Source organism: Nocardia sp. NPDC003693, assembly GCF_053981095.1.
In genome coordinates this window covers 551,027-576,519 of the sequence record NZ_JBSFNO010000001.1, presented here as the reverse complement: position 1 = coordinate 576,519, position 25,493 = coordinate 551,027, and the positions used below count along the sequence as shown (strand labels likewise).

The 25,493-nt window shown below is 67.0% G+C and carries 24 protein-coding genes and 1 pseudogene; 15 read left to right on the top strand and 10 right to left on the bottom strand.

Going from position 1 to position 25,493, the window contains the following annotated elements:
• Window positions 1-20 precede the first annotated feature (20 nt).
• From ACWDOP_RS03030 to ACWDOP_RS03020, 3 genes are all read left to right on the top strand, one after another.
• The gene (locus tag ACWDOP_RS03030; RefSeq protein ID WP_454206925.1) at window positions 21-476 is read left to right on the top strand and encodes a type II toxin-antitoxin system RatA family toxin; all 456 of its coding nucleotides are present in this window, start codon (window positions 21-23) and stop codon (window positions 474-476) included.
• On the top strand, window positions 469-1,020 hold the full coding sequence (locus ACWDOP_RS03025) for a flavin reductase family protein (protein ID WP_456343656.1): 552 nt from the start codon (window positions 469-471) through the stop codon (window positions 1,018-1,020). The genes ACWDOP_RS03030 and ACWDOP_RS03025 overlap by 8 nt, the downstream gene beginning before the upstream one ends.
• Before the next feature lie 292 nt (window positions 1,021-1,312).
• Window positions 1,313-2,080, top strand: coding sequence for a siderophore-interacting protein (locus ACWDOP_RS03020; RefSeq protein ID WP_456343655.1), 768 nt, complete (start codon window positions 1,313-1,315; stop codon window positions 2,078-2,080).
• Window positions 2,081-2,098: 18 nt separating this feature from the next.
• On the opposite strand, the gene ACWDOP_RS03015 is transcribed toward ACWDOP_RS03020, so the two are convergent.
• Complete coding sequence (locus ACWDOP_RS03015) at window positions 2,099-2,695, bottom strand: TetR/AcrR family transcriptional regulator (protein WP_456343654.1); 597 nt, start codon at window positions 2,693-2,695, stop codon at window positions 2,099-2,101.
• Between the two features lie 183 nt (window positions 2,696-2,878).
• Here ACWDOP_RS03015 and ACWDOP_RS03010 point away from each other — a divergent pair, with 183 nt between their 5' ends.
• Both ACWDOP_RS03010 and ACWDOP_RS03005 read left to right on the top strand, forming a co-directional pair.
• Window positions 2,879-4,081, top strand: a complete 1,203-nt coding sequence (locus ACWDOP_RS03010; protein WP_456343653.1) for a serine hydrolase domain-containing protein — start codon at window positions 2,879-2,881, stop codon at window positions 4,079-4,081.
• Window positions 4,082-4,304: 223 nt separating this feature from the next.
• Window positions 4,305-4,610 (top strand): hypothetical protein, encoded by a 306-nt coding sequence (locus ACWDOP_RS03005; RefSeq protein WP_456343652.1) that lies wholly within the window; start codon window positions 4,305-4,307, stop codon window positions 4,608-4,610.
• 114 nt (window positions 4,611-4,724) lie between these two features.
• Here the strand turns inward: ACWDOP_RS03005 and ACWDOP_RS03000 are convergent, their stop codons facing one another.
• Window positions 4,725-5,153, bottom strand: a complete 429-nt coding sequence (locus ACWDOP_RS03000; RefSeq protein WP_456343651.1) for a nuclear transport factor 2 family protein — start codon at window positions 5,151-5,153, stop codon at window positions 4,725-4,727.
• A gap of 77 nt (window positions 5,154-5,230) precedes the next feature.
• The gene (locus ACWDOP_RS02995; protein WP_456343650.1) at window positions 5,231-5,881 is read right to left on the bottom strand and encodes a DUF6585 family protein; all 651 of its coding nucleotides are present in this window, start codon (window positions 5,879-5,881) and stop codon (window positions 5,231-5,233) included.
• Between the two features lie 484 nt (window positions 5,882-6,365).
• Between ACWDOP_RS02995 and ACWDOP_RS02990 the strand changes: the two genes are divergently transcribed.
• From ACWDOP_RS02990 to ACWDOP_RS02980, 3 genes are all read left to right on the top strand, one after another.
• Complete coding sequence (locus tag ACWDOP_RS02990) at window positions 6,366-7,544, top strand: hypothetical protein (RefSeq protein ID WP_456343649.1); 1,179 nt, start codon at window positions 6,366-6,368, stop codon at window positions 7,542-7,544.
• Complete coding sequence (locus ACWDOP_RS02985; RefSeq protein WP_456343648.1) at window positions 7,541-9,574, top strand: hypothetical protein; 2,034 nt, start codon at window positions 7,541-7,543, stop codon at window positions 9,572-9,574. The genes ACWDOP_RS02990 and ACWDOP_RS02985 overlap by 4 nt, the downstream gene beginning before the upstream one ends.
• A 296-nt stretch (window positions 9,575-9,870) precedes the next feature.
• Window positions 9,871-10,362, top strand: coding sequence for a hypothetical protein (locus ACWDOP_RS02980; RefSeq protein ID WP_456343647.1), 492 nt, complete (start codon window positions 9,871-9,873; stop codon window positions 10,360-10,362).
• A 7-nt stretch (window positions 10,363-10,369) separates the two neighbouring features.
• On the opposite strand, the gene ACWDOP_RS02975 is transcribed toward ACWDOP_RS02980, so the two are convergent.
• From ACWDOP_RS02975 to ACWDOP_RS02965, 3 genes are all read right to left on the bottom strand, one after another.
• Window positions 10,370-11,434: a lipocalin-like domain-containing protein gene (locus tag ACWDOP_RS02975; RefSeq protein WP_456343646.1), complete on the bottom strand. Its 1,065-nt coding sequence runs from the start codon at window positions 11,432-11,434 to the stop codon at window positions 10,370-10,372.
• Window positions 11,435-11,460: 26 nt separating this feature from the next.
• Window positions 11,461-12,750, bottom strand: coding sequence for an oxygenase MpaB family protein (locus ACWDOP_RS02970; RefSeq protein WP_456343645.1), 1,290 nt, complete (start codon window positions 12,748-12,750; stop codon window positions 11,461-11,463).
• 116 nt (window positions 12,751-12,866) lie between these two features.
• Window positions 12,867-14,705, bottom strand: coding sequence for a multicopper oxidase family protein (locus tag ACWDOP_RS02965; protein WP_456343644.1), 1,839 nt, complete (start codon window positions 14,703-14,705; stop codon window positions 12,867-12,869).
• A gap of 178 nt (window positions 14,706-14,883) precedes the next feature.
• Here ACWDOP_RS02965 and ACWDOP_RS02960 point away from each other — a divergent pair, with 178 nt between their 5' ends.
• Together ACWDOP_RS02960 and ACWDOP_RS02955 are read left to right on the top strand one after the other, a co-directional pair.
• Entirely contained in the window at window positions 14,884-15,522 is a 639-nt protein-coding gene (locus tag ACWDOP_RS02960; protein WP_454206890.1) for a TetR/AcrR family transcriptional regulator, read from the top strand.
• Window positions 15,523-15,655: 133 nt separating this feature from the next.
• Window positions 15,656-16,072, top strand: a complete 417-nt coding sequence (locus ACWDOP_RS02955) for a DUF7144 family membrane protein (protein ID WP_456343643.1) — start codon at window positions 15,656-15,658, stop codon at window positions 16,070-16,072.
• A gap of 82 nt (window positions 16,073-16,154) precedes the next feature.
• On the opposite strand, the gene ACWDOP_RS02950 is transcribed toward ACWDOP_RS02955, so the two are convergent.
• Window positions 16,155-17,006: a serine hydrolase domain-containing protein gene (locus ACWDOP_RS02950; RefSeq protein ID WP_456343642.1), complete on the bottom strand. Its 852-nt coding sequence runs from the start codon at window positions 17,004-17,006 to the stop codon at window positions 16,155-16,157.
• A gap of 58 nt (window positions 17,007-17,064) precedes the next feature.
• Here ACWDOP_RS02950 and ACWDOP_RS02945 point away from each other — a divergent pair.
• A pseudogene (locus ACWDOP_RS02945) lies at window positions 17,065-17,217 on the top strand (cysteine hydrolase family protein); the annotation flags it as partial.
• Window positions 17,218-17,232: 15 nt separating this feature from the next.
• Here ACWDOP_RS02945 and ACWDOP_RS02940 read toward each other — a convergent pair.
• A complete protein-coding gene (locus ACWDOP_RS02940; RefSeq protein ID WP_456343641.1) occupies window positions 17,233-18,012 on the bottom strand; it encodes an alpha/beta fold hydrolase in 780 nt (259 codons plus the stop codon).
• A gap of 423 nt (window positions 18,013-18,435) precedes the next feature.
• On the opposite strand from ACWDOP_RS02940, the gene ACWDOP_RS02935 reads away from it, so the two are divergent.
• From ACWDOP_RS02935 to ACWDOP_RS02925, 3 genes are all read left to right on the top strand, one after another.
• Window positions 18,436-19,659, top strand: a complete 1,224-nt coding sequence (locus tag ACWDOP_RS02935; protein WP_456343640.1) for an oxygenase MpaB family protein — start codon at window positions 18,436-18,438, stop codon at window positions 19,657-19,659.
• 217 nt (window positions 19,660-19,876) lie between these two features.
• Window positions 19,877-20,560 carry a TetR/AcrR family transcriptional regulator gene (locus ACWDOP_RS02930; RefSeq protein ID WP_456343639.1) on the top strand — a complete coding sequence of 228 codons (684 nt, stop codon included), beginning with the start codon at window positions 19,877-19,879 and terminating at the stop codon, window positions 20,558-20,560.
• 212 nt (window positions 20,561-20,772) lie between these two features.
• On the top strand, window positions 20,773-21,132 hold the full coding sequence (locus tag ACWDOP_RS02925; protein WP_456343638.1) for a helix-turn-helix domain-containing protein: 360 nt from the start codon (window positions 20,773-20,775) through the stop codon (window positions 21,130-21,132).
• On the opposite strand, the gene ACWDOP_RS02920 is transcribed toward ACWDOP_RS02925, so the two are convergent.
• Complete coding sequence (locus ACWDOP_RS02920) at window positions 21,118-22,335, bottom strand: PucR family transcriptional regulator (protein WP_456343637.1); 1,218 nt, start codon at window positions 22,333-22,335, stop codon at window positions 21,118-21,120. The two genes, ACWDOP_RS02925 and ACWDOP_RS02920, sit on opposite strands and share 15 nt — an antisense overlap.
• A gap of 148 nt (window positions 22,336-22,483) precedes the next feature.
• Here ACWDOP_RS02920 and ACWDOP_RS02915 point away from each other — a divergent pair, with 148 nt between their 5' ends.
• Window positions 22,484-22,948 (top strand): hypothetical protein, encoded by a 465-nt coding sequence (locus tag ACWDOP_RS02915; RefSeq protein WP_456343636.1) that lies wholly within the window; start codon window positions 22,484-22,486, stop codon window positions 22,946-22,948.
• A gap of 442 nt (window positions 22,949-23,390) precedes the next feature.
• On the opposite strand, the gene ACWDOP_RS02910 is transcribed toward ACWDOP_RS02915, so the two are convergent.
• On the bottom strand, window positions 23,391-25,472 hold the full coding sequence (locus ACWDOP_RS02910) for a sensor histidine kinase (protein ID WP_456343635.1): 2,082 nt from the start codon (window positions 25,470-25,472) through the stop codon (window positions 23,391-23,393).
• Window positions 25,473-25,493: the final 21 nt, after the last annotated feature.

Sequence of the window (25,493 nt, the reverse complement as noted above, 5' to 3'; positions counted from 1 at the left end):
CGACCAAGGAGCCAAATCTCATGCGCACCATCGATCTTCACCTCGTGGCCCCGGCCATCGACTCCGCCCTCGCCTACTCGCGCATCAGTGATTTCGCGCGCTACCCCGAGTTCACCGACACCGTCGTCTCGGTCGAGGTCGGGTCCGTCGACACCGAACGGGTCGAGTCGACCTGGACGGTCAAGTTTCGCCGCGGCCTGCTGCGGTGGACCGAGGTCGATACCTTCGACCCCGAGCAGGGCGTCATCGACTTCGAACAGACCTCCGGCGACTTCGCCGAGTTCCACGGTTCGTGGCGGGTGCGCGCGCACGAGTCCGGCACCGCGGTGAACTTCACCGCGCGCTTCGATCTCGGCATGCCCTCGCTGTCGGAGATCCTGGACCCGGTCGCGGAATCCGCACTGCGCGAGAACATCACCGTGATCTTGACCGGGTTGCTGGGCGAGGTCACGATCGTTACCCCGGATCATGTCTGAGCGGGCCGCCCTCGACCCGTCGCCGGTCGCGGAGTTCGCCGATGTTCCCGGTCCCGAGGCCGAGCGTTGCCGGCGACTGTTCCGCATGCTCGCCGCGGGCGTCAGCATCGTCTCCGCGCAGGGTCCCGGCGGGCCCGTGGGCATGACCGCCTCGTCGGTCACCTCGGTATCGCTGCATCCGCCGCTGCTGTCGGCGTACCTGGCGACCGGATCCGGAACCCTCGCCGCGCTGCGGCGGACCCGGGCGTTCGGCGTGCAATTCCTTGCGGCGGAGCAACAGTCGCTGGCCGAGGACTTCGCCGGGCGCGGCGGTCATCGGTTCGACGGCGCCGACTACACCACCGTGCTGGGTGTTCCGATTCTGCGCGGCACACTCGCCTGGTCGGTGTGCCTGGTCGATGACGTCCGGCGCTACGGCGACCACGCGCTCGTGGTCGGTCGGATCGTCGCGACCCACACGGGCGAGGGAACGCCGCTGCTGTGGCACGACCGTCGCTTCAACCGCCTGCAACACCAGGTCGGCCCGGTTCCACTGGCGCGGTGAGGGTCTGCGGCACCCGCGGTGGTCGGTGGCCTCACCCTGATCATTTACATAATGACTGTTCATTATGTAAGCTGTTCATGGTCGCCACCGACCACCGAATGTACCGCCCGACAACGACTGTCGGACACATCGAGGCCCCGTGCCTTTTTCGTCACGTGACATCCGCGAGGCGTGAGATCGATCGGACCCCACCCGATTGCCCTCGCGCCGAGCATCTTTCGACATTCGAGCTTCAGCCAGATGAAAGTGGCTGTCGCGCAATGCAATCGGTCAATCACGCAACGGGAGAACCATGGCGGCGCTCGAAGACACCATTCCCTTCGTGGGGTCACTCCGCGACGCGATAATGCTGACCGCGACGGTCAGCGAGTTCGAGCAGCTGACGCCCCGACTTCAGCGCATCAGGTTCAGTGGACCGCGTCTGCGTGGACTGAAATGGACAGCGGGACAACATATCCGCGTGCAGGTCGATGGCTTCGCCGAAACTCTGCTTCGGCTCGCGCCCTACGACTCGCTGCGGGCCTACTCCATCTACGACGCCGACCCGGAGCTGGGAACCCTCGACATCGTGCGATTCGAGCACACTGCCGAGCCGGGGAATCTCACCCCGTCGCGGCGGTGGATTCGTGATCTCCACGTCGGCTCCGCGGTCAGATTCACCCGCCCCGAAGGCAAACTGACACCGCGCCCGCACGCGGAGTATCACCTGTTCGCGGGCGAGGAAACCGCGTCGGTCGCGTTCGCGGCGATGGTGCGGTCGCTGCCCGCGGCGGCCGAGGTGCACGGCGTGGTCGAAGCCGCCACCGGCGCCGACCACCTCGCGCTGCCCGCGACCCTGACCAGGGTCGAACGTGGGGATGCCTCGGCGGCGAATTCGCCCGTGCTCGCGGCGGCCCTGCGCGATCTCCCGCTCCCCGGCCGGCCGGGCGCGGCCTACCTGGCCGGCGAAGCCCGTACCATCCAGACGCTCAAGCGCGTGCTCATCGATGTTCACGGCTGGGATCGGCGCAACATTCACACCAAACCGTTCTGGACCCCCGGGCGCACCGGGATGGAGTGACACCCGACTCCGCGAGGATCACTCGGTCGCCAACCGGGGATTGCGGGCGATCAACTCGATCCCGTGGGTCAGCGCCGCCGTCGGCACCTCCGGGTCGGCGATCCGTTGCAGAGCCACGCCCAGGACCAGACCGAGCAGCAACGTCGCGGTCGCATCCAAATCGGTGTTCTCGGGGTGGGTCTCCGACATCAGGCGCTGCAGCAGGGTCGTGATCGCCTCGCGGAGACGCGCGTAGCGGGTCGAGAGGGCGGGGCGGAGGGTGTCGTTGCCCGCCATCACGGCGGTCAGCTCTATCTCGAAGCGAGCCCAGCGCGGTTCGCCGATCGTGTGGGCGGCCCACTCGCTCAGGGTGGCGACCCAGGACTCGAAGGAGGGCTCGTCGGCGAGCAAGCTGGTCAACACGCGTTCGGTTTCCCGCAGGTACAGCTCGTCGAGGGCTTCGATCGCCAGCTCGGTCTTGCCGCCGAAGTTCGAGTACACCGCGCCGGTGGAGTAGCCGGCGGCGTCGGCGATCTCTTCCAGTGAGCAGGCGGTGAAGCCGCGGTCGAGGAAGCGGGGCACGGCCGCGTCGAGGATGCTCCGGCGGGTGCGGTCTTTGCTCTCAGCGCGGGTCATGCGGGCCACTTGATCATCCTAGCCTTTGCTTCTAACCCGATTTTTTGGATAATCGGATTACTAGAGTAAGAGAATTACGAAGAGGCGAGCGTTGAACGAATCGACATCGAAGTCGGCTCTACCGGTGGCCGGTCAGGCACTGGAGCGCAATCGGATGGTCACGGGGGCGGGACGGGTGAGCCGATGAGACTCCCGATCTTCGGTGCGCCGGCCGCGACCCCGGGCGAACCCGTGGTGCACGGTCACTCGAACCCCGAATACGCCGCTGCGGTAGAGCTTTTCGGCCGCCTCGTCGCCGGTCGCGGCGGCGGTGCGCTGGCTGTGTATCACCACGGCGAACCGGTGGTCGACGTCTGGGCGGGCTCGGCCGGCGACGAGCCGTGGCAGCGCGAGACCGCCGCGGTCTCCTACTCCACGACCAAAGGCATCACGGTCACCGTGCTGCACCTGCTGGCCGAACGCGGACTCCTGGACTACCGGGCGCCCGTCGCGGAGTACTGGCCCGAATTCGGCGCCGCGGGCAAGAGCGACATCACGGTCGCCGAATTGCTCAGTCACCGTGCGGGTTTGTCGCGGGTGGGCGCCATCGCCCGCAGGCTCGACGATCTGGTCGACCACGACCTGATGATCGACCGGATCGCCGCGGCCGCACCGGACGAGACGCGCGGTGTTCCGGCATACCACGCCATCACCTTCGGCTGGCTCACCGCCGGACTCGCCAGGGCGATCACCGGAAAGAGCATGGGCGAGCTGTACCGGACCGAGCTCGTGAACCCGCTCGGGCTCGACCGCCTGCAACTCGGCGGCGTGCCCGGTCCCGGTATCGCCCGGTCGCACGGATCGGGGCTGCCGCTGGGGATTCCGCTGGCCGCGCTGGCGGTGCGCGCGGCCGCGCCGCTGTACGGCGCGGGCTTCGTGCGCTCGGTGCACGCCGAGGGCGTCGAGCGATTCGCGCTCGGCCCGGATCCGCTGCTGCTGCGTGGCGAGAATCCCGCCGCGAACGGTGTTTTCAGCGCTCGCGCGGTGGCCGCGGTCTACAACGAGATCGCGACGCCCGGGCGGCTGCTCCCGCGCGAGCGAGTGCGCGCGATGTTGCGCGTGCAGACCCGCCGACCGGACCGGAACCTGCTGCTGCCCATGGGCTGGCGGCTGGGGCATCATTCGTATCCGGTCCCCGGCGCGACGCACGCCATCGGGCACATCGGGTTGGCGGGGTCGGGCGGGTGGGCCGATCCGCGCAGCGGGCTCGCCGTGGGCTTCGTGCACAACTGGCTCCCGGAGATCCCGCGCCTGCCGGTCGATCAGTTGGCGCTGTCGCGGCTGCTGATCCCCATCGTCCGGGCGAGCGGGAGCGGCGGCGTCGAACGGGTGCGCCTGGCGGGCTGAGCGAAACAGGGGCAGCCGCCCTCGAATTGCATTGCCGTCGAACATGGTTGGGGGCGGTGCGTCGGCACCGCCCCCCGCTCGGGTGATTCGGCCGGCTGCCTAGCAGGTGATCAGGCCGGAGAGTGCATCGCGTCCGGGTAGCATGGTGCAGCACAGGGGTTTCGGGCCGGCACCGAATCCGATGCTCGGCCCGGGGCGCGAACGGTACGGGTGGAGGTCGGCCATGAACGAGACGAATCCGTTCGACGACCTCGAGCCCGGTGAGCTCCAGCTCGAATTCGAACTGGGAATGGCCCACGCCCGAGGCGAAACCCCCGAAACCGGCTGGAAGATGTACCGCGAGTTCGAGACGCCGTTGGGGGTGCGCCGGTACTCCAACGTCCGGGTCCTCGCGGACGGGCGCGTGCAGGCCCGCGAGTACCGGGCGAGAATGAACGACCCCGCGACGTTCGTCGATCTCGAGATGGATCGCTACCTGCTGGAGAATGACATAGTCCACCAGATCGAATGGGTCGTGGGCCCGGAATGACGGCCGCCTGCAACGGCGGATCGGAGCAGATCGGCCCACGCGCCGGGTGTTTTCGCGGACATCGTTGCGGTGCCGATGCGACGGCTGGGTCCAGCGGGTGACGTATACCGAGACCTAACCGAGCGCCGGGTCCGGGGTGCGCAGCGCTCGCCGGAAGACGGCCGGGTGCCGGACCATGGTCGGCAGCATGCGCACCGCGAAGGCAGTAAGAGCCAGCCACGGCCGCAGGTGCGGGGCGATGCGGCGGATCCGCCCCTGGTCGTCGAGCTCGACGATCATGGCGTCGGTGATCCGGAACGGACCGAGCTTGGCATGGGAGAGAACGGCTCGCCGGTCACCGGTCCCGATCTGCGGTTCCCAGCGTATGTCCGACAGCGCCGAGTACACCGCCGTCAGCAGCACCCTCAGGTCGTCGTGCCCGGCGAAGACCGCTTTCCCCGCCAGCGGGGAAACGAGAACCGCGTCCGGCGCGACGGCCTTCATCATCGTGTCGAAGTCCCGCGCCGTTGCGGCGGCACAGAATTGAGCCAGGTGGTCGTCCATCGGCGGTTCCTCACGCTGTGGGGCAGGGGGTCTCGCCCCAACGTACGCTCACTCCGCGCCCCGAAGCCCCGGACCCGTCAGCGGGGCGGAGCCAATTGCTTTGCCAGCGTGACGATCAACGTGGCTTCGGGCGCCAGCGCGTACGGAACCATCGTCCACGGCAGCAGTTTGCCGCGCTTCTCGATCACCAGGTATCCCTGATCCAGGGTGGCGTCCCTGACGTCGGGCCACGCCAGCTTCCCCTTCTTCTGAGTGCGGACCCCCTGCGCGTCCAGGCTCACCGCGCCGAATGTCAGCGTCTCACCGCGCTCGAGCGTGTTGAGCGAGTCGATGATCTGCTGGCGCCAGATGCCGGCGATCCCCTCCCTCAGGTACGTCACGTACCGCACGTCGTTGTGGAAGGGGTCGATGGTGCTGTGCTGCGGATCCTTGTACCAGTCAGTGAAGTTCGCGAAGCCGCCACCGGGACTGTGCAGCACGTAGCGGAAGCTGGTGCCGTTGTAAGCCGAGTTGGTGTGGTGGTGCGTGACGCTCTGCTCGACCCGGTTGAACTGCTCCCAGCGCATCGCGTACAACGGCTGGCCGGCCATCTTCCGAATCAGCCCCGGCCCATAGGCATACACCCGGTTGCCGAGGTCCTTGTCGCGTCCCAACGACTTTCGGTCTCGTGCGACGATGAACGCGTCGATCAACAATCCCAGCCGGTGCTGCTCGGCCAGCTCGGCCACCTCAGCAGGTACCGGTTCAGGTAGGCGTGGCATAAGGTCCCCCCTCGTTCGACTCCAGCCCTCGATCGTATGGGGCGATCGAGTGTGATGTGATCCGGCCTCCTTTGGATCACCGCGAGCGGCCGAATAGTGCCGGGGTGCTTGCGGATCGAGGCCACAGCGACAGGGCGGTATGGGCCGCTGCGGCGACTCCAACCGCGCCCACACCCTTCATTTCGCTGCTGAGCCGTGTTGGCAGTCAGATCGGTATTGCCCACGCTGGCGAAGAGTTCGGTCCAGACTCAGACTCCGGACTGGTCGGCGGTGGCCGATCTGCACTCTCGGTAGTCGGTTGGGGTGGGTCCTGGCCAGTCGCGGATCTGGCCGAGAGATCGCTGTCCCAGCGCGATCAGGAGGGTTTACGCCTTGCCCGATCCCGCGCTGATCGACGAGAGCTGCGCAATAATGGTCCGGCAACCATGCAGTTCGTTCTGATTGGAGCGTAGTGGCGACTGTTCTATTTGTTCACGGCACGGGGGTTCGCGAGCAGTCCTTCAACGAGACATTCGGCGCGCTACGTGAGAACCTGGCACAGATTCGGCCGGATGTTGCAGTGCGGCCATGCTATTGGGGGGATGCATGCGGCTCTTCTCTGCTGGCGCGGGGCGTGTCCATTCCATCCGGCAACACCACGCGTGGCCTGGTGGAGCCGTCGGACTACAGTGACGATGGGTGGGACCGGCTGGACGACGATCCGCTCTATGAGTTGAGACTGCTTGGATTGAACAATGACGATTTGCCCGAACGTGGCCCGTGGATGGACATACCGGGCGAAGGATTGAAGGTGGCTGTCCGCCAGGCGCTTGTGCACTCGACAGTCGTGTCCGCAGCTGCCTCGGCAGGTATCAGCATCGATCTGCGTCCAGCCGCGGAAGCTGTTCTCGAGAGCGATAGTTTCTATGCCGCAGTGGTTCTCGAAGAGAAGGACCGCGAAGCGCTCACTGCAATTGTTGTGCGGTCCATTGTCGCTGCGGCCATCGGCCAAGCTGATGATCGAATTGATGGCACTCTGGCGTTGGACGGTCGGCATCGTGATGCAGTCGTGGACGCCATGATATCAGCGGTCACTTCGCACTATTCGGACCGTTCGATCCTCGCAAAACTGGGGAACGTTCTGCTGGCTAGCGGGTTGACTCGACCGGTTGAACGGCATCGCAAGGTGATCACGGGTGCTTCAGCCGAGATGCCGGGAGATGTTCTGAAGTATCTCGTTCGAGGCGAAAAGCTCCGTCAATTCATCGCGGATAGTATCCGCGATGCCGCTAGGGAGGATGATGTCATTGTTATCGCCCACAGTCTGGGCGGTATAGCGGCGCTCGAAACACTTATCATAAATGCGATTCCGCAGGTGCGTCAGTTGATCACAGTCGGATCCCAAGCCGGTTTGCTTTACGAGCTGAACGCGCTGCCTTCTCTCGAATTCGGTGCGAGACTGCCGAATTCCGTACCTGAATGGACAAACATCTTCGATACTCGGGACCTGCTCGGCTACGCGGCTTCGGGCCTCTTTCCAGGGCGTGTCGAGGATCGTATCGTCGACAACGGAATGCCGTTCCCTCGTTCGCACAGCGCGTACTTCCGTTCCCAAAACTTCTTCGAGGTGCTCGATGAGGTCCTGAGGTGACCTATCTGCCGGAAAGAACGGTCTGCGTGCTGATCGGTATCGAGGACTACGTTTTCGACAGCCGAGCCAAACTCGACGGACCGGTTGCTGACCTTCTACGGTTCCGGACCTGGTTGATCGCCAAGGGAGTTGACCCTGCGAACATAGCGATTCGCGCTGCGCCGTTGCGCACCAATCGTGCCGAGTTGGACAACGCTGACCTCGCGGTCACGTGGTTCGAGGCAACACGCGATACCGTGTACCGAGCGCTGACCGATGACCTGCGCGTTACCTCGAGCGACATGCTCATCATCTACCTGGGTGGTCACGGTTTCATTCATGGCAGCGACCGACGTCTGCTGTACGCGGAGGCCACCACACAGTCGAAACTCAACCTGAATATTTCCTCGCTGTTGGAGTCGCTGCGTTCAAGCCTCTACGCGGCCCATCCACGGCAGCTCATCCTGGTCGACGCCTGCTTGACGCATGCACAAGACATGAATTGGAGGGACGGGCTCACCAACGAGACCTTCCCGATCGGCCCGGGGTTCCCGAACTGTGATCAGCGCGTCTTCTTCGCCGCTGGCCCTGGCAAGAAGGCCCGGAATGACGGTCAGCGTCGCGCAGGTGTCTTCTCTGCTGCGCTCCTGGAAATTCTCGATGGCCCGCTCGGCGACAACCTGGTCGCATTGGCGCCCTCCGATCTGATGGCCGCGCTACGGGCGAAACTTGCTGACCTGCATCAGGAGCCGAGCTACCTCGCTTATAGCAGCAACGGCAGCGAGGAAGTGGTGCTCGACCGTATGCCAGGCGGAAAGGATCACGCGAAGGCGATCACCCGCTCGGTACGGAATTTGCTTGTGGTTAGCACCGTCTTGATTCTCGCCGCCATTGCTGGACTAGCGATCGCGAGCTGGCCGAATGCTGTCGAGAAGCCCAAGCCTGTGTTGGAGGTCGGAACCTTCAAGGTAGCTCCCCCTACGAAGCTCATGGCCGACTACACCGGTGGTAGTTTGCAGTACTACTCGGGCAAGACCTCGACGCAAATCGAGTCTACTGCCGCAAATATATTTCTCTTGAACAACGGTTCGGCGCCGGCGCTTATTACTGCCGTGAAGGTGGAAGTTCTTTTTGCCCAGCAGTTCGAAGACTGTGCACGTGGCGGCGGAGGCCCGGCGGAGGTCAAGGCAGATTACACCATTCAAATACCTCCCGATCTGCCGTCGCTGCCACACACGATCACGCGGGATATAATGTACACGGTCCAGCCTCTGGCTGACGACGAATGGGTTACCGTTCATATCGGGCCGATGGAACAAAACCTCTCTGTTGCGAAACCGTATGTATTCGCGGCGCGCATATCCCTGGTCCATGACAAATCGGACGAGCCCCTCGAGGTTGGCACTGCTGCAATGGTAGCCACTCCTTCCATGGCGAAGTTTCAGATCGAAAATGCTCTTGATAGGAATTGTGTTCAGCGAATGTCGAAAGTGCTCGACGAGCTATATGAAATCCCGGCGGAGCGCTCTTCTGAGCTGGACGAGTTACGCGCCAAATTCTCTGACATAGTAGCTCCTGACGCGAGAAAAGCGAGTGAGAAGTGTCGCACATGGGAAGGGTACTCGCCTGTAGAGAAGCTGTGCGCTCGGTACAGTAAAGAAAGACTTGCACTGACCTTCACGGCGAATGCCGGGTTTGCGACCGAGAATTCCCTGCTTATTTTTCACATCGAGGATGAATCAGGAGAACGGTACACTATTGCCGTTCGGAACTGTACGGACTATCGCAGGCAACGGCTATGGGTCGGCAGTGTGATTACCGGAGGAACATCGAGCAGTCCGCCGGGCTGCTCGACTAGTGGTGATGTTCAGGTGGTGTTCGACCAGGCTGAGAATGTTGTGACCTATTCTGGTGTGCCTGCGGTGCGGTTTACTCCGAAGCGACTGAAGATATCTGTCGAGGTCAAGGCGAAATCCGGTCCTGATTCTTATGTTTCGCTGGTGCAGTCCTCAGTCGCCGATCCACTCGCTGTCGAGCGTGGAAACCAGTGACTTTGTCGTTATCGGTGGGTGCTCTTGGTCAGTGGTGTCGTGCTGTCCGTGGAGGTTCTCGTGGTGGGGAGCCGAACCCGTGCCGGGTGGCGGCTGTCGCAGCGCCGCAACAGTTTCCGTCACACCAGCCGTGGTCAGCGTGGCCGCCGGTCGGCACTGACCGGCACGCTTGCCGCTCAGGGGGTTTCGGGCCGAGACTGGGAGCGGGTCGCTGGCGTGGGCACGGGCGGAACCCTGGTGGAGGCGGGTATGGACGAGGCGAACCTGTTCGGTGAGATGCGGATCGCGGGCCCGGGATGACCGGCGCCGATTACCGCGAACCGGAGCAGGTCGAGCTCATCGGCCCGCGCGCCGGCATATTCACCTACCTCATCGGGGGCTGTCTGACGTTGTTCGGGCCGGTGCTCGGGGTCACCGGGGGCGACGTGATCGGCGGGGTCTGTACGGGGGTGATCACCCTGCCCATCGGGGTCGCGCTCATCGTGAGCACCGTCCGATGGCGTACCAACGAGCGCAGGTTCCAGGCCGTCGGGGTCGGGGGGACGGCGGTGGTCGTCGCGGTCCAGGAGATACGGGACGGGGGCGAGAACCCGGACACCGCAGACCTTCTCGTCGAGATCAGTGGACCCCGGTTCGATACCTTCCGTGCCGTGTGCACCCTGGACCACCATGCGGGGCTGGTCCGGGGGCACAGCTTCGCGGTGATCGTCGACCCGGCGGACAACTCGTTCGCCATCGGCTTCGACCACCTGTTTCCGCATGCGCTCGAACAGGATCCGCCATCCTGAGCCGAGGTCAGCGCAGCGCGACCAACTCGTGCAGGGTCGTGCCGGACAGGCGATCCTCGGCGCCGTCGCGGTGAATGGTCAGCTCGAACGAGGACTGGAAGCGGAAGTACGACGGGTGGCCGACCAGCCGGTGCAGCAGGGGGCGCAGCGGGCGTGAGCGGACGACGGGAACGTCGTCCAGCAGGTCGTGGGCGTGGATGACGCGGTCCACGGTCAGTCGGAGATCCAGGTGGTCGGGAACGCGGAGTTCGATCCACTCGGGGTAGTCGCGGCCGGCCGTGGCGTCGTAGCGGGTGGGGCCTTCGGTCAGGGTCGTCTCGCCGGTCGAGAGGATCACCTCGGAGCCGCGGGCCAGCATCAGCGGGGCGATCGCGTGGGAGCCGCAGCGGGGCTGGGTCAGGACGTTGGCGAACAGCAGCGAGTAGTCCTCGGTGTACAGCCTGCCCCAGTGCCAGCGGTCGATGACGCGTTTCATGTCGCCGGTGCCCCAGTTGTGGTCGGCGTAGCCGCGTCCGGTGACCGCGATCGTCGTGCCGTCGATCTCCAGGGTGCCGTGTACCCGGGCCCGTGGCGCGCCCACGACCCAGCCGAAGGTCTCGCCACCGCCGAAGCGGGTCTCCCCCTTGCCCGGCATCCAGCTCGGGGTCTCGTTCTCGAAGACCAGATCGAAGGCCACGCCGTCCTCGGCAAGGCGCACATGGTGTTTCGGCAGACCGTCGGCCGTGAACTCGGTGCGTGCGGTGTTCTCACCGATCCGCACATCGCAGCCCACGGCCGAAAAACTGGTCGCCGCAGCCGGATAGCGCTTGGCGGCCTGGCGCCGTTGTCCGTCGGGGGTGTACACGATCAACTCCACCCACGGCCGCGCCCACGGCAGATCCTCCGGGCGGCGTTTGATCAGGAACCCGACCACCACGTGCCCGCTGTCCAGTTGCGCGTCGAAGTACCAGTGCTCGAACGCGGTTCGACTGTCGGAGGGGTGCAGGCCGTTGTGCTGGGGAGTCACCGTGGTCAGGTCGCCGTCGCGGCGGCCGGGACCGTTCCATACTTCGGTGATCGTGGTGTTCGGCATATCGTGTTCGTCCTTGGTGGCGAGGGTCAGCGGCGCAGTGCGCCGGTGGCGTCGAATTGTGCTTCCCGGCCGGCCATTTGAGCGCGATACCAGTTCTCGCGGTGTCTGCTCATGAGGCGTTCGTGCAGTCGCGCGAAGGGCGGGCAGACGCGCCGGGTCAGCTCCATCGCGGTGATGAGCGGGAAGCGGGCGATGGGGATGAGGATCCACGGGAAGGCGGCGGGCATCCGGTACCCGCGACGGGTGCCGGGAGCCATGTACATGGCGGCGTACACCGAGTTGATCCGATAGTTGTAGCCCGCGCGCAGCCGAGCCCAGCCGCGGTGCTCCGGACGCGGGGCGAACGCCGCGGGATAGGACTCGATCAGCTCCGCGCCGTGTTCCCCCGCGTCGAAGGAACGGGAGATCACGGTCATCGCCAGCACGCGCGCGGAATCGGCGATCGTCTCGGGATACCACCGCACCCGCACCCCGAGCAGATGGCCCATGTACCGCTGAAAGTGCAGCAGCGCACGGATCTCCGAGGGCGTGGTCTGGTAGCCGAGCAGCCACAGCCCCGCCCCGGGGGTGAGGCTGCCCGCCAGCAGGGTCAGCAGCTGGTAGGTCTGGCTGATCGGCAGGCCCCAGCGTTCGGTGTCCCATTCGGGATGCTCGGCGACCTTGGCTCGCACCGACACGTGCATGACCCGCACCTTCATGGCGGTGGCCCGGCCCGCGGAACCCGGGGTCAGCAGCGCGCCGGGCTGCGATACGTCGATCCAGAATCGGCACGTCTCGAGAAACCGTCGCAGCGCGCTGTTTCCGGCATAGCCACCCGCGAGGGAGAGCGGGGTCGCGACCGCGGCCTCGGTGTACACCTCCAGGGTTTCCGCGCCCGCGAAGCTGAAAAGCATGGTGCCCCAGCGTCGCCAGATCGCCGCGCCCTGTTCCACCAGTTCGGGACGCAGCCAGTCGGGCTCAGTCTCGAACTCGGCGAACAGCTCTCGCATCTCGGCTGGGGCGTCGGGTACCGCGTCCACGCCCGAAGTCAGTGCGGTCTCCAGCATTTCGCGGCCGCGCTTGGGGCCGATCTCGCCGTGCATCACGGCGGCGACGAAGCGCTCGGCGACCGGGTCGCCCGCGAACAGGTCCTCGCAGAGGGCATCGGCCTGGGTGTCGGTGGGAAAGAGCCCGCCGCCGGTGAGCGCGGTGACCACTCGATCCAGTCGGCGGATGGCGGGTTTGGCCCGGCCCTCCCGATAGCGGAAGGCGGTGGGGCACCGGACCGGCGGGGGAACGTCCGCTTCGGTGCGCGCCGGCGGGACTTGCACTGACATGGGTGGCCTTCTTCCTCGAACCCCGGGATCACCGATCCGCGATGCCCTCACCATACTTCAAGTACCTAGAACTGTACTCAAAAGTATGGAACGAAATCGCGGCCCGACCGGCTGCTTCACGGCACGGTGCGGAAACGCAGCATCATGTCGTGGTCCTCGTGATCGAGCAGATGGCAGTGCCAGACGTACCCGCGCAGATCCGATGCGTGATGACCGGCATGTGCCGGGTGCACACCCGGACCGTGCGCTCCCGCACTCCGCGGCTCCGGGGCATGCGGTTCCGGCGACGATGCCGCCGCCTCCCCGGGCACCCGCGCGAACGGCGCGTCCGGATCGAAGCCGAGCTCGGCCGCGGTCGGGAATCGCACGATGATCCGGGTGACCGTCCCGCCGTCGGTGCGCACGACGTCCTTCCAGCCCGCCTCCCAGTGCTCGGCGGGCCGCGCCGGTCCGCCGAGGAATCCCTCGGCCGACGGCGTCCACTTCTCCCCGACCGGGGGTTGCGGATTGGCGAGCTGGTAGTCCACGGTCCGCAGCGGCGTGCGGTCCAGAATCCGGAATGTCACCAGATGCAGGTGAATCGGATGCGGATCGGGGGTGATGTTGATGATGTTCCAATGCTCGACCGTGCCCTGCCGGGGCATCTCCATATCGGCGTCCGGGCCGCTGTAGCGCAGGTTGTTCAGCGTCATGATCGAGGGCGGCATCCGAACCTCGTACGGCTGGCTGACCGTCACATTCCGGATCACCGCCGGGGATGCCAAGGGCGGCAACAGCTCCGGCAGTCCCGGACCGCCGCGCAGGCGTTCGGGAACCGGCCCCGTCCAGCCGGGGCGATCCAGGACGCGGAACCGGCAGAACAGCTCCATCGCGACCTCGCCGAGTATCGCCGCCTGGAACGGGGGCGCGAGATCGTTGCGCAGTTCCACCGTCTCCCCCGGGTTCAGCCCGGTGAAATCCACCAGCAGATCGACGCGTTCACCCGGGGCCAGGAGCAGCTCGATCACCGGCACCGGGGCGTCGAGCACGCCGTGATCGTTGCCGATCACCCAGAACCGCATCCGGTTGCCGAAGAACAGATTCCACACGCTGTAGGAGGCCGCGTTCAGCGCCCGGAACCGATACAGGCCGCGGGCGACATCCATGTTCGGCCACACCTTGCCGTTGACCACCCCGACGTCACCGACTCCGCCGCCCTCCCAGAACCCCTGCGGTACAACGGGTGTGGTGCGCAGGCTCTGGTGCCCATCGGGTCGGAAGATCTTCTCCTGCAGCACCAGCGGCACCTCGTACTCCCCCGCGGGCAGTCCCAGCGGGTTGTCGGCGGCCCCGGTGTCGAATTCGTCGCGCAGCAGCACGGTTCCGGCGAGTCCGGCGTAGACGCTCGCGCGCGTGATGCCCATCGTGTGGTCGTGGTACCACAGCCCGGCAGCGTGCTGCGGGAACGGATACTCGTGCACGGCCTCGTGGCCCGGATACACGAGCCGTTCGGGGTGCCCGTCGCTCTCGGGCGGGGTCACCCCGCCGTGCAGGTGCAGGACGCTGGGCGGGGCATCGCGGTAGTGCTCGCTGACGCCGTGCACGCTGGTGTCCAGGTCCGCGGCGAACGGATGTGCGCCGAGCTCGTTGACGAATCGCACGGTCAGGGGCGTGCCGGCGCGGTGTTCGATCGTCGGGCCCAGGTAGCTCTGGCCGCTGTAGCCCATCGCGGGTGATTCGGGCAGGTCCCGATGGAATCGGTGCGTGGTGGTCGCGGCCGTGAGCTCGAGTTCGCGCCCGGACAGCACGGGCAGTCGCGGTAGTTCGTCGACGAACGGCGTCAGCTCGGGCGAATGAAAGATCAGTGGGCTGGGTGGCGCGCCGTGTGCGCGAATCCCGTTCCGGGACAGCGCGAACGCCGCCGATCCCAGGACTCCGGCGCGCAGCAGTGCGCGCCGGTCGATCGTGCCGTCCATGTGTTCGACCCTCTCCGGTGGAGCCGCGTCCGTCCGCGTCTCCATACCGGGAGGTACAGTAAACCGTACTCTCAAGAATGGTAAAGGGTGATGTGCCTGAAGGCACCTTCCAGCAGTTCCCCGCCCGGCCCGCCTTCTACGATCGAGGTGTGCAGATGACCCACAGGCCAAGGCGCCGATGACCGCCGAGCCCGCGCGACCCACCACCGCACCGCGCAAATCGAAGAAAGCCGAAGCGCAGCACCGCGAATCCCGGTCCGCCGGGTCGACCGGTCGCGGCCGCCGGCTCTCCTACGACGACTGGGTCGACGGCGCGCTCGCGCTGCTCACCGAGGAGGGCGCTCCCGCGCTGCGCATCCCCCGGCTCTGCGAAGCGCTCGGGGTCACCAAGGGCAGCTTCTACTGGCATTTCGATGACATCGACCAGCTCGTGGAGGCGATGGCCGATCGCTGGAGCGCCGGCCAGGCCCGCGTCATCGCCGCCGTCGCCACCGGTGATTCCATGCCGATCGAACAGCGCATCGAGGCCATGGCCGCCATGCTCGTCGACCGCGACTGGCTGGTCGAAGCCACCTTCCGCGAATGGAGCCGCACGCACCCGCACGTGGAAACGGCGGTGCGCGAACTGGATCAGCGCATCTTCGACACCATCCGCCGCGCCCTGACCGAACTCGGGTTCGACGCCGAGGCCGCGCGCTTGCGAGCGGGCGCCATGGTCTACCTCGGCATCGGGTTCATCCACGGGCGCTCGAGCCTGCCGGTTCCCAACCACAGCGAGGTCAACACCGTCATCGCGTTGCTCACGCGCAGGAACTAGGACAGCCCGATCACCCCTTCGCCCGGTCCGCCTCCGGATCACCCCGATCGGATGAAGCGCATGGCGCCGCACCCGCGAAAGATCGGGAATCGCCGCGGGGCCGCACCGTGCCTCGCCGGAAAGGGGACTCGGCATGACAACACCCGCAACCGACCGTTCCGGCCGCCAGGCATTCTCGGCCGGCACCTCGATCGGCGCCGCGATGCTGATGATGGTTCTCGGCGTACTCTCCGTGCTCCAGGGCCTGGCCGCGGTCATCGACGACGACCTGTTCGTCGTCGGCGCGAACTACACCTACCAGTTCGACATCAGCACCTGGGGCTGGATCCACACCGCGCTGGGCGCGGTCCTGATCATCAGCGCCGCCGGGCTGATCGCCGGCACCACCTGGGGGCGCGTCGCGGCCATCACGATCGTGAGCATCTCGCTGGTCGCGAATTTCCTGTGGCTGCCGTACTACCCGTGGTGGTCGATCGTCATCATCGCCCTGGACATCGTGGTCATCTGGGCGATCACTACCTGGCGTCCTGAGGGGTCCCGGACACTCTGACCTGCATTCGGGAACGGGAGCCGGCCCGCTGCGAGCAATCCCGCAGCGGGCCGGTCGCATTCGATCGTGACATGGCGTGCCGTCACGGTTCGCGAGATTCTCGCAACGCCGCGAGGCATTCGCCCGCCAGACCGGTCGAGCCGACCTCGGCGGGCACCGCGACCCCGTGCGCATGCCGCCCGTCAGCCGTGGCCGCGACGAACACCGTGAATCCGGGCCCGTCGCCGCCGTGACCCACGATCGCGGGCGGCCGCCCGTCGGTCATCACTCCCGAGCCGTATCCGGGTGTGGTCCAGGGGTGACCGGGCGCGGTCACGGGATGGGTGCGTGCCATGCGGACCCCGACGCCCCCGAGCTCGCCGGACATCAAACGCGCCAGGCCCCGAGCGGCCGAATCCGCCGTGGCGGCAAAGGTTCCCGTGTAGACCCAGCCCGGGTCGTAGCGCTGGATCTCGGGCACGGTGGAGGTCACGCATCGCTCCCAGTCGGTCCGGTCCGCGAAGGGGAACGCCGCAATCTCCAGTGGTGTCAGCACGAGTTCGTCGATCACGTCGAAAAATCGCCCACCACGTGCGTTTTCGAGTGCCCGCCGAATCAGGTAGTAGCCGATGTTGGAGTAGCGGAACGACCCCGGCGGGTGCAGCGCGACGCGGTCGAGCAGAAGTTCTGCGGGCCAGGGAGTTTCCCGCGCGGCGACCGCGTCGGCGTAGTCCGGCCACCCTCCGTAGTCACCCAGCCCGGAACGGTGGGTGAGCAGGTCCCCGACGGTGATGTCCGCGAGCCGGGGCGGGACCGCGGTCAGTGATCCGATCCGATCGGACTCCTCGAACAGCAGTAGCGCCGCGGCGGTGGTGAAGATCTTGGCGACGCTGTAGACCGGGACGACGCCGTCCGGCCCCGATGATCCGTGTTCCGATCGTGAGACATCCTCCACGGCCTCGACATTACGGGCGGGAACTTCGTCCGCCGGCATCCCGGACCCACAGCGCATCGTGGGCGCCTTCGCGGGCACGGACCTCGACCTCGTGCTGCGGGCGCACCGCGTCGCCACCCTCGCGATCGCCGGCGTCGCGACCAGCGCCATGGTGGCCGCGACCTGCTACGACGCGGCCGACCGTGACTATCGGGTGACCGTGCTCCGGGACGGCTGCGCCGACGAGCTACCCGGCGGCCTCCTCGATGACGGCGGCCACCGCGCCCGGCTGCGAGACGAGCGAGGCGTGCGAGGCGTCGACCTCGCTGGTGCGCGCGCCCATGCGCTGCGCCATGTACCGCTGGGCGGCGGGCGGAATCACCCGGTCCTGGGTCGAGACCAGGTACCAGCTCGGGGTTTTCGCCCAGGCGGGCGGCCCGCTCGGTTCGACGTTGGCGATCAGCGCGGCCGACTTCTGGTGGGCGATCATGGTCGTGGCGGTCTCGGAACTCACGTCCTGGGCGAACAGGTCGTGGAAGTACGCCGGCTCGACGTACCCGTCCAGGCCCGATTCGGAGGGCTTGACGGCCAGGGCCGGGGGCAGCAGGCGGCTGCCGGGGAATTGCAGGGGGTTGATCGCGAACGCGCCCGGCTCGTACTGCTGCGGGCCGAAAGCGGCGATGTAGACCAGCGATTTCACGTCGGGATCATCGACATTGGTGATGACCGCGCCACCGTAGGAGTGCCCGACCAACACGATGGGCCCGTCGATGCCGGCGAGGGTCCGCTCGATGACCGCGGCGTCGGAGGCGGGTCCGCGTAAGGGATTGTCGGGCACCACCACCGGGTACCCGTCGGCGCGCAACGCGGCCGCGACGCCGTCCCAGCTGGTGGCATCGGCGAACGCGCCGTGCACCAGAACGACTGTGGGCCGCGATGGTTCGGCGCTCGCCGGCGCGGCGGCCGCGACCGCTCCGGCCGTGGCCAGGATTGCCGCTGCCGCGGCGGCTTTGGTTCGACTTGTCATGGGCGAATCTCCTCGAGGTCGTGGTCGCTCACTTACCGGGCACCGCAAAACGCTCGGACCAGACATACCATCCGGTGCCCGAGCGCCTTGCGTGCGTGCGGCGCGGATCGCCGATCAGTACCTCGGCCCACTGCTCCCGGACGAGCCCAGATCGAGCTGGTTGAGCAGATTCTGAATGACAACCCACAGGTTCATCTCACGGTCCTTCGTGTCGTTCTCGGTGTGACAGCTATCGGCAATTCGACGGAAACGCTTGTGCTCGAACCCGGTTGGTCGCGGCTGTTGCCGGTCGCTTGCGGGAGATCTTGCCGAGCAGGTGTCCAAATCCGACGGTTGTGATGGCAGTCACGGTGTGCTGTAGTGAAGATACATTGATACGCATCGCGTGTCTTTGTATCAAAGACTCAATGAAGAGGGAATGGCATGGGTGCACACCAACTCGACAGGCGCGACGCACTACGGGCGGGCGGCGGGCTCTTGGGCGCGGTCGGCGCCATGGCGCTCGTCGGGCGAACCGCGCGAGCGGAACCGTGGACGTGGTCCCCGAACGACTCGATCGTCGGTAGCGGCGGCGGCGCGGACCCGCTGACGCTGTTCGACCCGGACGCCGATTCGGTGCTGCGCACGGTGATGAACAACGAAGACGTTCCCCGCGTGAATCAGTTGCTGGCCCAATGGACCCACAACGGCCAGCCCCTGCCCGCCGGGCTGCCCAAGGAGTTCGCGTCCTTCATCGAGCACGCCCGGCAACTGCCGTCCTGGGCAGATCACGGCAAGCTCGCGAGCTCGTTCGAGTTCAACAAGAAGCGCGGTCTCTACCTCGGCGTCCTCTACGCCTTCGCCAGCGGCATGATGTCCACGGTCATTCCGCACGAGGCCCTGGCGGTCTACTACTCGCGCGGCGGCTCGCACCTGAAGGACCGCATCGCCAAGACCGCGAAATTCGGGTACGACATCGGCACCGTCAACGCCTACAGCAATGACGGCGAAATGATCGTGACGTGCGTGAAGACCCGGATCATTCACGCGGCCGTGCGCAATCTGCTGCCGCAGTCGCCCTACTGGCCGGCCGGTGTCACCCCGATCAGCCAGGACGACCTCATGGTCACCTGGCACAGCCTGGCCACCACCATCATGCGCACCCTCACCGCCTGGCAGGTCCGTATCCCGGCCGCCGAATCCGATGGCTACCTGCACAGTTGGCAGCTCGCGGGTCACCTCATCGGCATCCGGGACGAGTACATCCCCGCCTCCTGGGCGCAGGCCGAATCCCAGGCCCAGCAGGTGCTCGACCCGGTGCTCGCGCCGACCGCCGAAGGCATCAACCTCGCCGATCAGCTGCTCAACCTCGGCGCGAACCTCGACCTGAGCCTGCTCAGCCGCGGCATCCTGGGCGCCTTCACCCGCTACGTCATGGGCGACAAGATCGCCGACTGGCTCCGGATCCCGCGCGAACCCGTCTGGAGCCCGCTGCTGGAGGTGGCGTGGGGTCCGTTCGTGGCGGTCCGTGAAGGCGCGCTGAACATCGCGCCCGTGGTCGACATCCCCTACTGGATGTTCGACGAGTTCCTGCGCCAGTTCGCCATGTGGTACCTGGCCGAGCTGCGCATGCCGATCAGCATCGAGATCCCGATGACCAACCGCTGAGACGGCTCCGCCTCCGAGGCCCGGGGCCGGCGAGCGCACCGCATGTGCCGCGCCGGCCCCGTCCGCGTCGCGATGTGTCCGTGCCCGCGAAAGAAACAGTTAACGCCGATACGTATCATCGACGATGTGCAAGATGCCACGCGATTGCACCGCGGGAACTCGCTGGCGACCCAGCCGAAGTAGTCGGCGCGAAACGAGCTGTCGCAGGAGGACATCGGTGGAATCCGAGCAACCCGTTACGACGGCCACGTCGCCGAAATCGCTGCTCGAACGCGCGTATCTGGCCGCGGTGCAGGCGAACGAGCCCGCCGACGACTCCGATCCGGTCCGCGCCCGCATCCTGGACGCGGCCGACGAACGCTTCCAGCGCTGGGGCATTCAGCGTTCGACCATGGAGGACGTCGCCAAACAGGCGGGGGTCTCACGCATCACGGTCTACCGGCGATTCCTCACCAAGGACGATCTGGTCGAGCAGGTCATCCTGCGCGAGTTCCGCCGCTACTTCGACCAGTTCCTCGTCGACATCGCCGAGGCGAAATCCCCGGGCGAGCGCGTCGTGCAGGGATTCGTCAGCTCACTGCGCACATTCCGTGGAAACCCGTTGATAGGCACCATGATCGCCGCCGAACCCGACCAGTTCATCGCCTCGCTCATCGGCGACGGTGGGCGCGCGGTCGCGATGGTCCGAGAGTTCGTCGTGCTGCAGCTGCGCCAGGAGCAGCGCGCCGGCACCGTCTCCCCCGACCTGCGCATCGAACTCGTCGCCGAGGTGATGGTCCGAATCTGCGCCTCGTTCCTGGCGATCCCCAGCCAGGTCGTCGACATCGAGGACGACGAACAACTGGCGATGCTGGCCCGCGATTTCCTGGTACCCATGCTCGAGCCCCGCCCCGCCCCGTGAATCCACGCGCCGACGACCGCGCCGCGACGCCGGGCGCTCCGCTCCCGGGGCCCGGCGTCGTGCGCGAGGCCCGGAGCGAGCATGCCCGGCGTGAGGTCCTGCCACCCGGTGGCACGAGCCACCCGGGTGAGGTATCGGCGATAGGTGCGGCCGTCGACGTATGCGCGGTGCCGCGCGGTGTCCAGCAAACCGCAGCGACATGCGGTCGGCGCGTGAGCCCGGAAGCAGGTGGATCCGATGTAGTCGCGGCGGTGGAATCGCTACTCGCCGAGACGATCCGGCGCCCGCTGTCGATGACGCAGGTCGCCGAGCGGATGTACACCACCGAGCGGAGCCTGCGCCGCCGATTGGCCGCGCACGGGCATCGCTTCGAGGAGTTGCGCGGACGGGTGCGCCGCCGCAGGGCGGAGTTCCTGCTGGAGCGCACGAACCTGCCGGTCACGCGGATCGCCGAGGAGGTCGGCTACCAGGATCCGCGCGAGTTCCGGCGCGCGTTCGTGCGCTGGACCGGCGAGACGCCGACAGCCCGGCGACGGCGTGCCGCGGACACCGGACGATCAATCACCCAGTGAGGCGGCGCATCTGAGCGCGACCTCGAGCTCGAGCCGCCGGCTGTCCAGCGGATGCCCGAGCAGCTGCTCGATCTGCTCGAGGCGGTAGCGCACCGTATTGCGATGCACGCCCAACTCCCTGGAGGTCGATTCGATGCTGCACATCGACTCCAGGTAGCAGCTCAGGGTCTCGCGCAGGCGAACCGCGGCGGGATCGCCGCCCAGCAGGCCGTCGAGTTCGCGTTCGACGAACGTGCGCATCGCCTCGGTGTTCTGGCCGACCAGGTACTCGAGCTCGATCGAGTCGTACAGCACGATATGACCCGGGCGCGCGGCGACGCGCAGCATGCGCTGTGCGGCAAGGGCTTCGAGGTGACTGCGCCGGAACCCGGCGATGCCCGGCGCGGCGAGTCCGAAGGCGGCGCGCACCGGGCCCTCGGCCGCGATGCGCGACACCTCGACGGTCGCGTGGCGGGAGGTGCGCGCCCAGGCCCACAGCACCCGTTGGCCGCAGGCCAGGGTGAAGCAGCCGCGGGCGTCCAGGTGCGCGGCCAGCCGCTGGGCGGTGCGCTCGAGGTCGGCGATCGTGCCGGGAGCGTCGTCGTCGAGCCACAGCACGAACGCCAGGTGCGAATCGTCCAGCACGTAGCCGAGCCGATGCTGGGCCACCACCGGATCGATGGGCGCACCGGCCACGATCGCGCGCACCGTGACCCGGCGCCGGGCGAAACTCCCCGCGGGATCGGTGTCCCGCGGCGCGGCGAACACCCCGCTGAGCGTCTCGATCGAGGTGCCCGCCCAATCGGCGACACAGGCCGCCGAATGCATGACCAGCTCCCCCGCCACCACCGGCTCGAGCGCGGACCGTTTGATCTGATCGGACAGGGCTCGAATCATGGCCTGCTGCCCGGAACGGTAGATCCGCAGCAGGATACGCAGATCCAGGCCGGCGTACGACAGCGACTCGGCCAGCACGTGTGCTTCGTCGGGTAGCTCGTTCGGGGTGATCCCGGTGATGAGCCCGGGCAGCATGGTGCGTCCCAGGGCGGCCGAGCTCGCGTGCAGATTCGCGCGCAGCACCTTGGTGTCGATCTCGGGCACGTCCCGCAGAATGTGCTCGTCGGTGTAGTCGACGATGGTTTCGAGCCGGGTGTGGTCGAGCAGGTCGGGCACCAGGCGGCGCAGCCAGGCCGTCCCCGCCTCGGTGATGGTCGATGTGGTCATGATTCCCGCAGGCCGATCCGATAGTGCAACAGGTGGTTTCGCGCAGTGCCCAGCAACACTACTGAAGGCGCATGCCATCACACCATGTTTTCGGCCGCTACTCTCCGGTTAGAGCGAGAACAGCCGTGGTTTTCGTACGCCCCGACGAATGGCCGATGCGCGAGCCGACGGCCACGTACGCAGCGAGCGGCCCGCCATGGTGCCGATCGACCCGCCTGCTGTTGCGCCGGAGCCAGGAGTGTTGCTGATCGACTGCTGCGGCCCCCTGAATTGGTGGCATTCCGGACGCGGACTGCTCGGTTACTGTCCGGTGGGCAGTAGTGATCGAATCGAATCGGAAATTGGTGACATGAGCGGCTTCACTATGAAAATGATTGCGGTGGCGGGGATTTCCTTGGCCATCGGCAGCGCACCCGCCATCTCCTCGGCCGCGCCGGTGGAGCTGGAGCCGGTCGGGGCGAACAGTGGCTCGGCTCTGCTCGACCCGCTGGCCACGGCCTCGTCATCCGGATCGACCAATCTGGCGAATACGCCGGCGTGGTTGCTGCGTTGCCTCGTAACCGGCTCGAAGATGCAGCCCGGCGACCCCATGGGTTTCCCCGGTTTCTGCTGATCGCGTATGCCGCAGGGTGGGCGACCGACACCGGAACCTGTTGGGCGGCATGAGCGAACGTGTTCGTCGCAACGCTGTCGAGCCCGCCCCGATAGTGGCCCGGACGCGAGGCGGGTCGGGCAACAGCACACTGAACGGACCCGGGCGCGTGACGCCCGATAAGGGGCGGCAAAATCGGGCATCACGCGCCGGTCGGGACGGCGCGGCGCGATCGTTCGCGGATCGGTGCGCTTCGCCCCTCGACAGCTCGATGGTCACCCCTGGTGCTGCGCGGTGCGGGGTGGCCGACGAGCTGGTCTCAATCTACACACTGCGCGGAATGATCAGCAACATAATGTGCCGTGTCGGTCGAGCTGTTCGCCAATACTTCTCTGATGTGGCCGTTGGCTACCTACTTAATTGGCGCGACGGACAATGCCGCTCTGTCGTTTCGCCTTCTCGATCAGAACCGTTGGTAACTTCCTTGCGGCGACCCGAGCGCCGCGTGCGGCCGATACCCCGCGGCTTCCTCCTCCGGCGCGCCCGAACCCATCAGCTGCGTCGGGATCAGCACGATGGCGCGGACACCGCCGAACGGAGACTCCCGCAGCCGCACCGAAATCCGGTGCCGTGCCGCGACCGTCGCGATCACGAACAGTCCCAATCTGCCATCGTCGACCAGGGTTTCGAGGCTGAAGCTCGGCGGCTGGGCCAGTAGCGCGTTGTGCACCTCCACTTCCGCGTCGGGGATGCCCAGGCCCTGGTCGACGATCTCGATCACCGCGCCCTTGCCGACGACCCGGCCGGTCACCTCGACCCGCGATTCGGGCGGGGAGAACGCGGTGGCGTTGTCCATGAGCTCGGCCAGGATGTGGATCAGGTCGGCCACCATCGCCCCGCCCAGGTGCACATCGGGCATCTTGGCCACGGTGATCCGGCGATAGTCCACGCTCTCGGCGACCGCGCTGCGGGCGATGTCGATCAGCGGCACCGGCTTTCGCCAGCGGCGTCCCGGGGTGCCGCCGCCGAGAATGATCAGGTTCTCGGCGTTGCGGCGGGCGCGGGTGGCCAGATGATCCAGCCGGAACAGCAGGTCCAGGCGATCGGGACTCTCCTCGCGCTGCTCCGCGGCGTCGAGGATCTCGAGCTGCTTGTGCACGATGACCTGACTGCGCTGGGCGATGTTGACGAACACCGAACTGACCCCGGCCCGCAGCTTGGCCTCGGCGAACACCGCGTCGACCGCGGCGGCGTGCGCGCGATTGAACGCGTCGGCGACCTGTCCGATCTCGTCGGTGCCGAAGTCCAGCTGTTGCGCGTGCGTGTCGGTGCGCACCGACGGATCCTGCTCGACGCTGCGCATCGCCTGGGGCAGATGATGATCGGCCAGCTCCAGGGTCTGCACGCGCAGCCGGTGCATGCGGGCGATCAACCGGTTGGCCAGCTGCAGCACGACCAGGAAGCCCAGGATCGCCACGCTCATCGCCGCGAGCCCGCCCAGCAGTGAATTGCGCTGCGTGCGATCGGCATTGCGCACCGCGATGTCCTGCGCGTCGCGTGTCTGCCCCTCCCACAGGGCCACCAGCTTGGTCTGGATCCGCATGCCGGCGGCCAGCGCGTCGCTCCCGTCGTCGGCGGGCGACGCGGAGCCGGGCTTGTCGCCGGTCGCGGGTTTCGCGCCGCGCGCGAGCAGCTCGTTGTGGAACGCGACCACCTTGCCCCATTCCTCGCCGTTCAGCATTTCGTTGAGCTGCGCGAGCCGGGGTCCGGCCAGAATGCCGGTGGCGAAGCTCATTTCGGCGCGCAGCTCACCGACCTCGTTGCTGAATTCGACGAAGTGCTCGACGCTGAGCGTGTCGAACACCGACGCCAGGGCGCCCGCGCGCGAGAGCGCCTCGCTCGCGCGCAACGGGCCCAGGCCCTTGGACAGCTCGGTGGCCACATCCGAGGACGGGGCCGCGCGCCCGGCCAGGAGCGTGGCGGACATGATCACGTCGATGATGGACCCGAACACCGCCACGACCGGTCGCGGAGCCATCTCGCGGCGGTCCACGGCGGTCCGCAGCCCCGGCAATTGCTCGTACAGCCGGTCGTATCCGTCGATGTCGGTGGCGAAGTCGGCGCGCATCCGCGCCGCGTCGACCCCCTTCTGCCGGACCTCGAGCAACGTGTCGTCCGAGCGCTGACGCGCGGTGGTCAGGTACGCCGCGACCGACTCGTCGCCGCCGATGTGCAGCACCGAGAGCCGACGCTCCTCCTGGAAAGCCTGCACCATCCGCACCGCCGGACCCAGGGTGGCACTGGCCAATTCGGCCCACTGCCGCGCGTCCCGGCCCGCCACGATCAGATACCCGGCGGCCCCGACCCCGGCGCCCAGCAGGGTCAGACTGGGCACGAGCACGATCGTGAGCAGCCGCGCCCGCACCCCGAACCGTCCGCCCGTCAGCGCCCCGGGCCGGTCATTCCGCCTCGCCCGCAGCGATTTCCACGAGAGCGCGGCCCGCTCGATGACTCCGGCCTGCGCAGCCGCCTCGACATCCGACATTCCGGGAAGTGTGATGTGCGT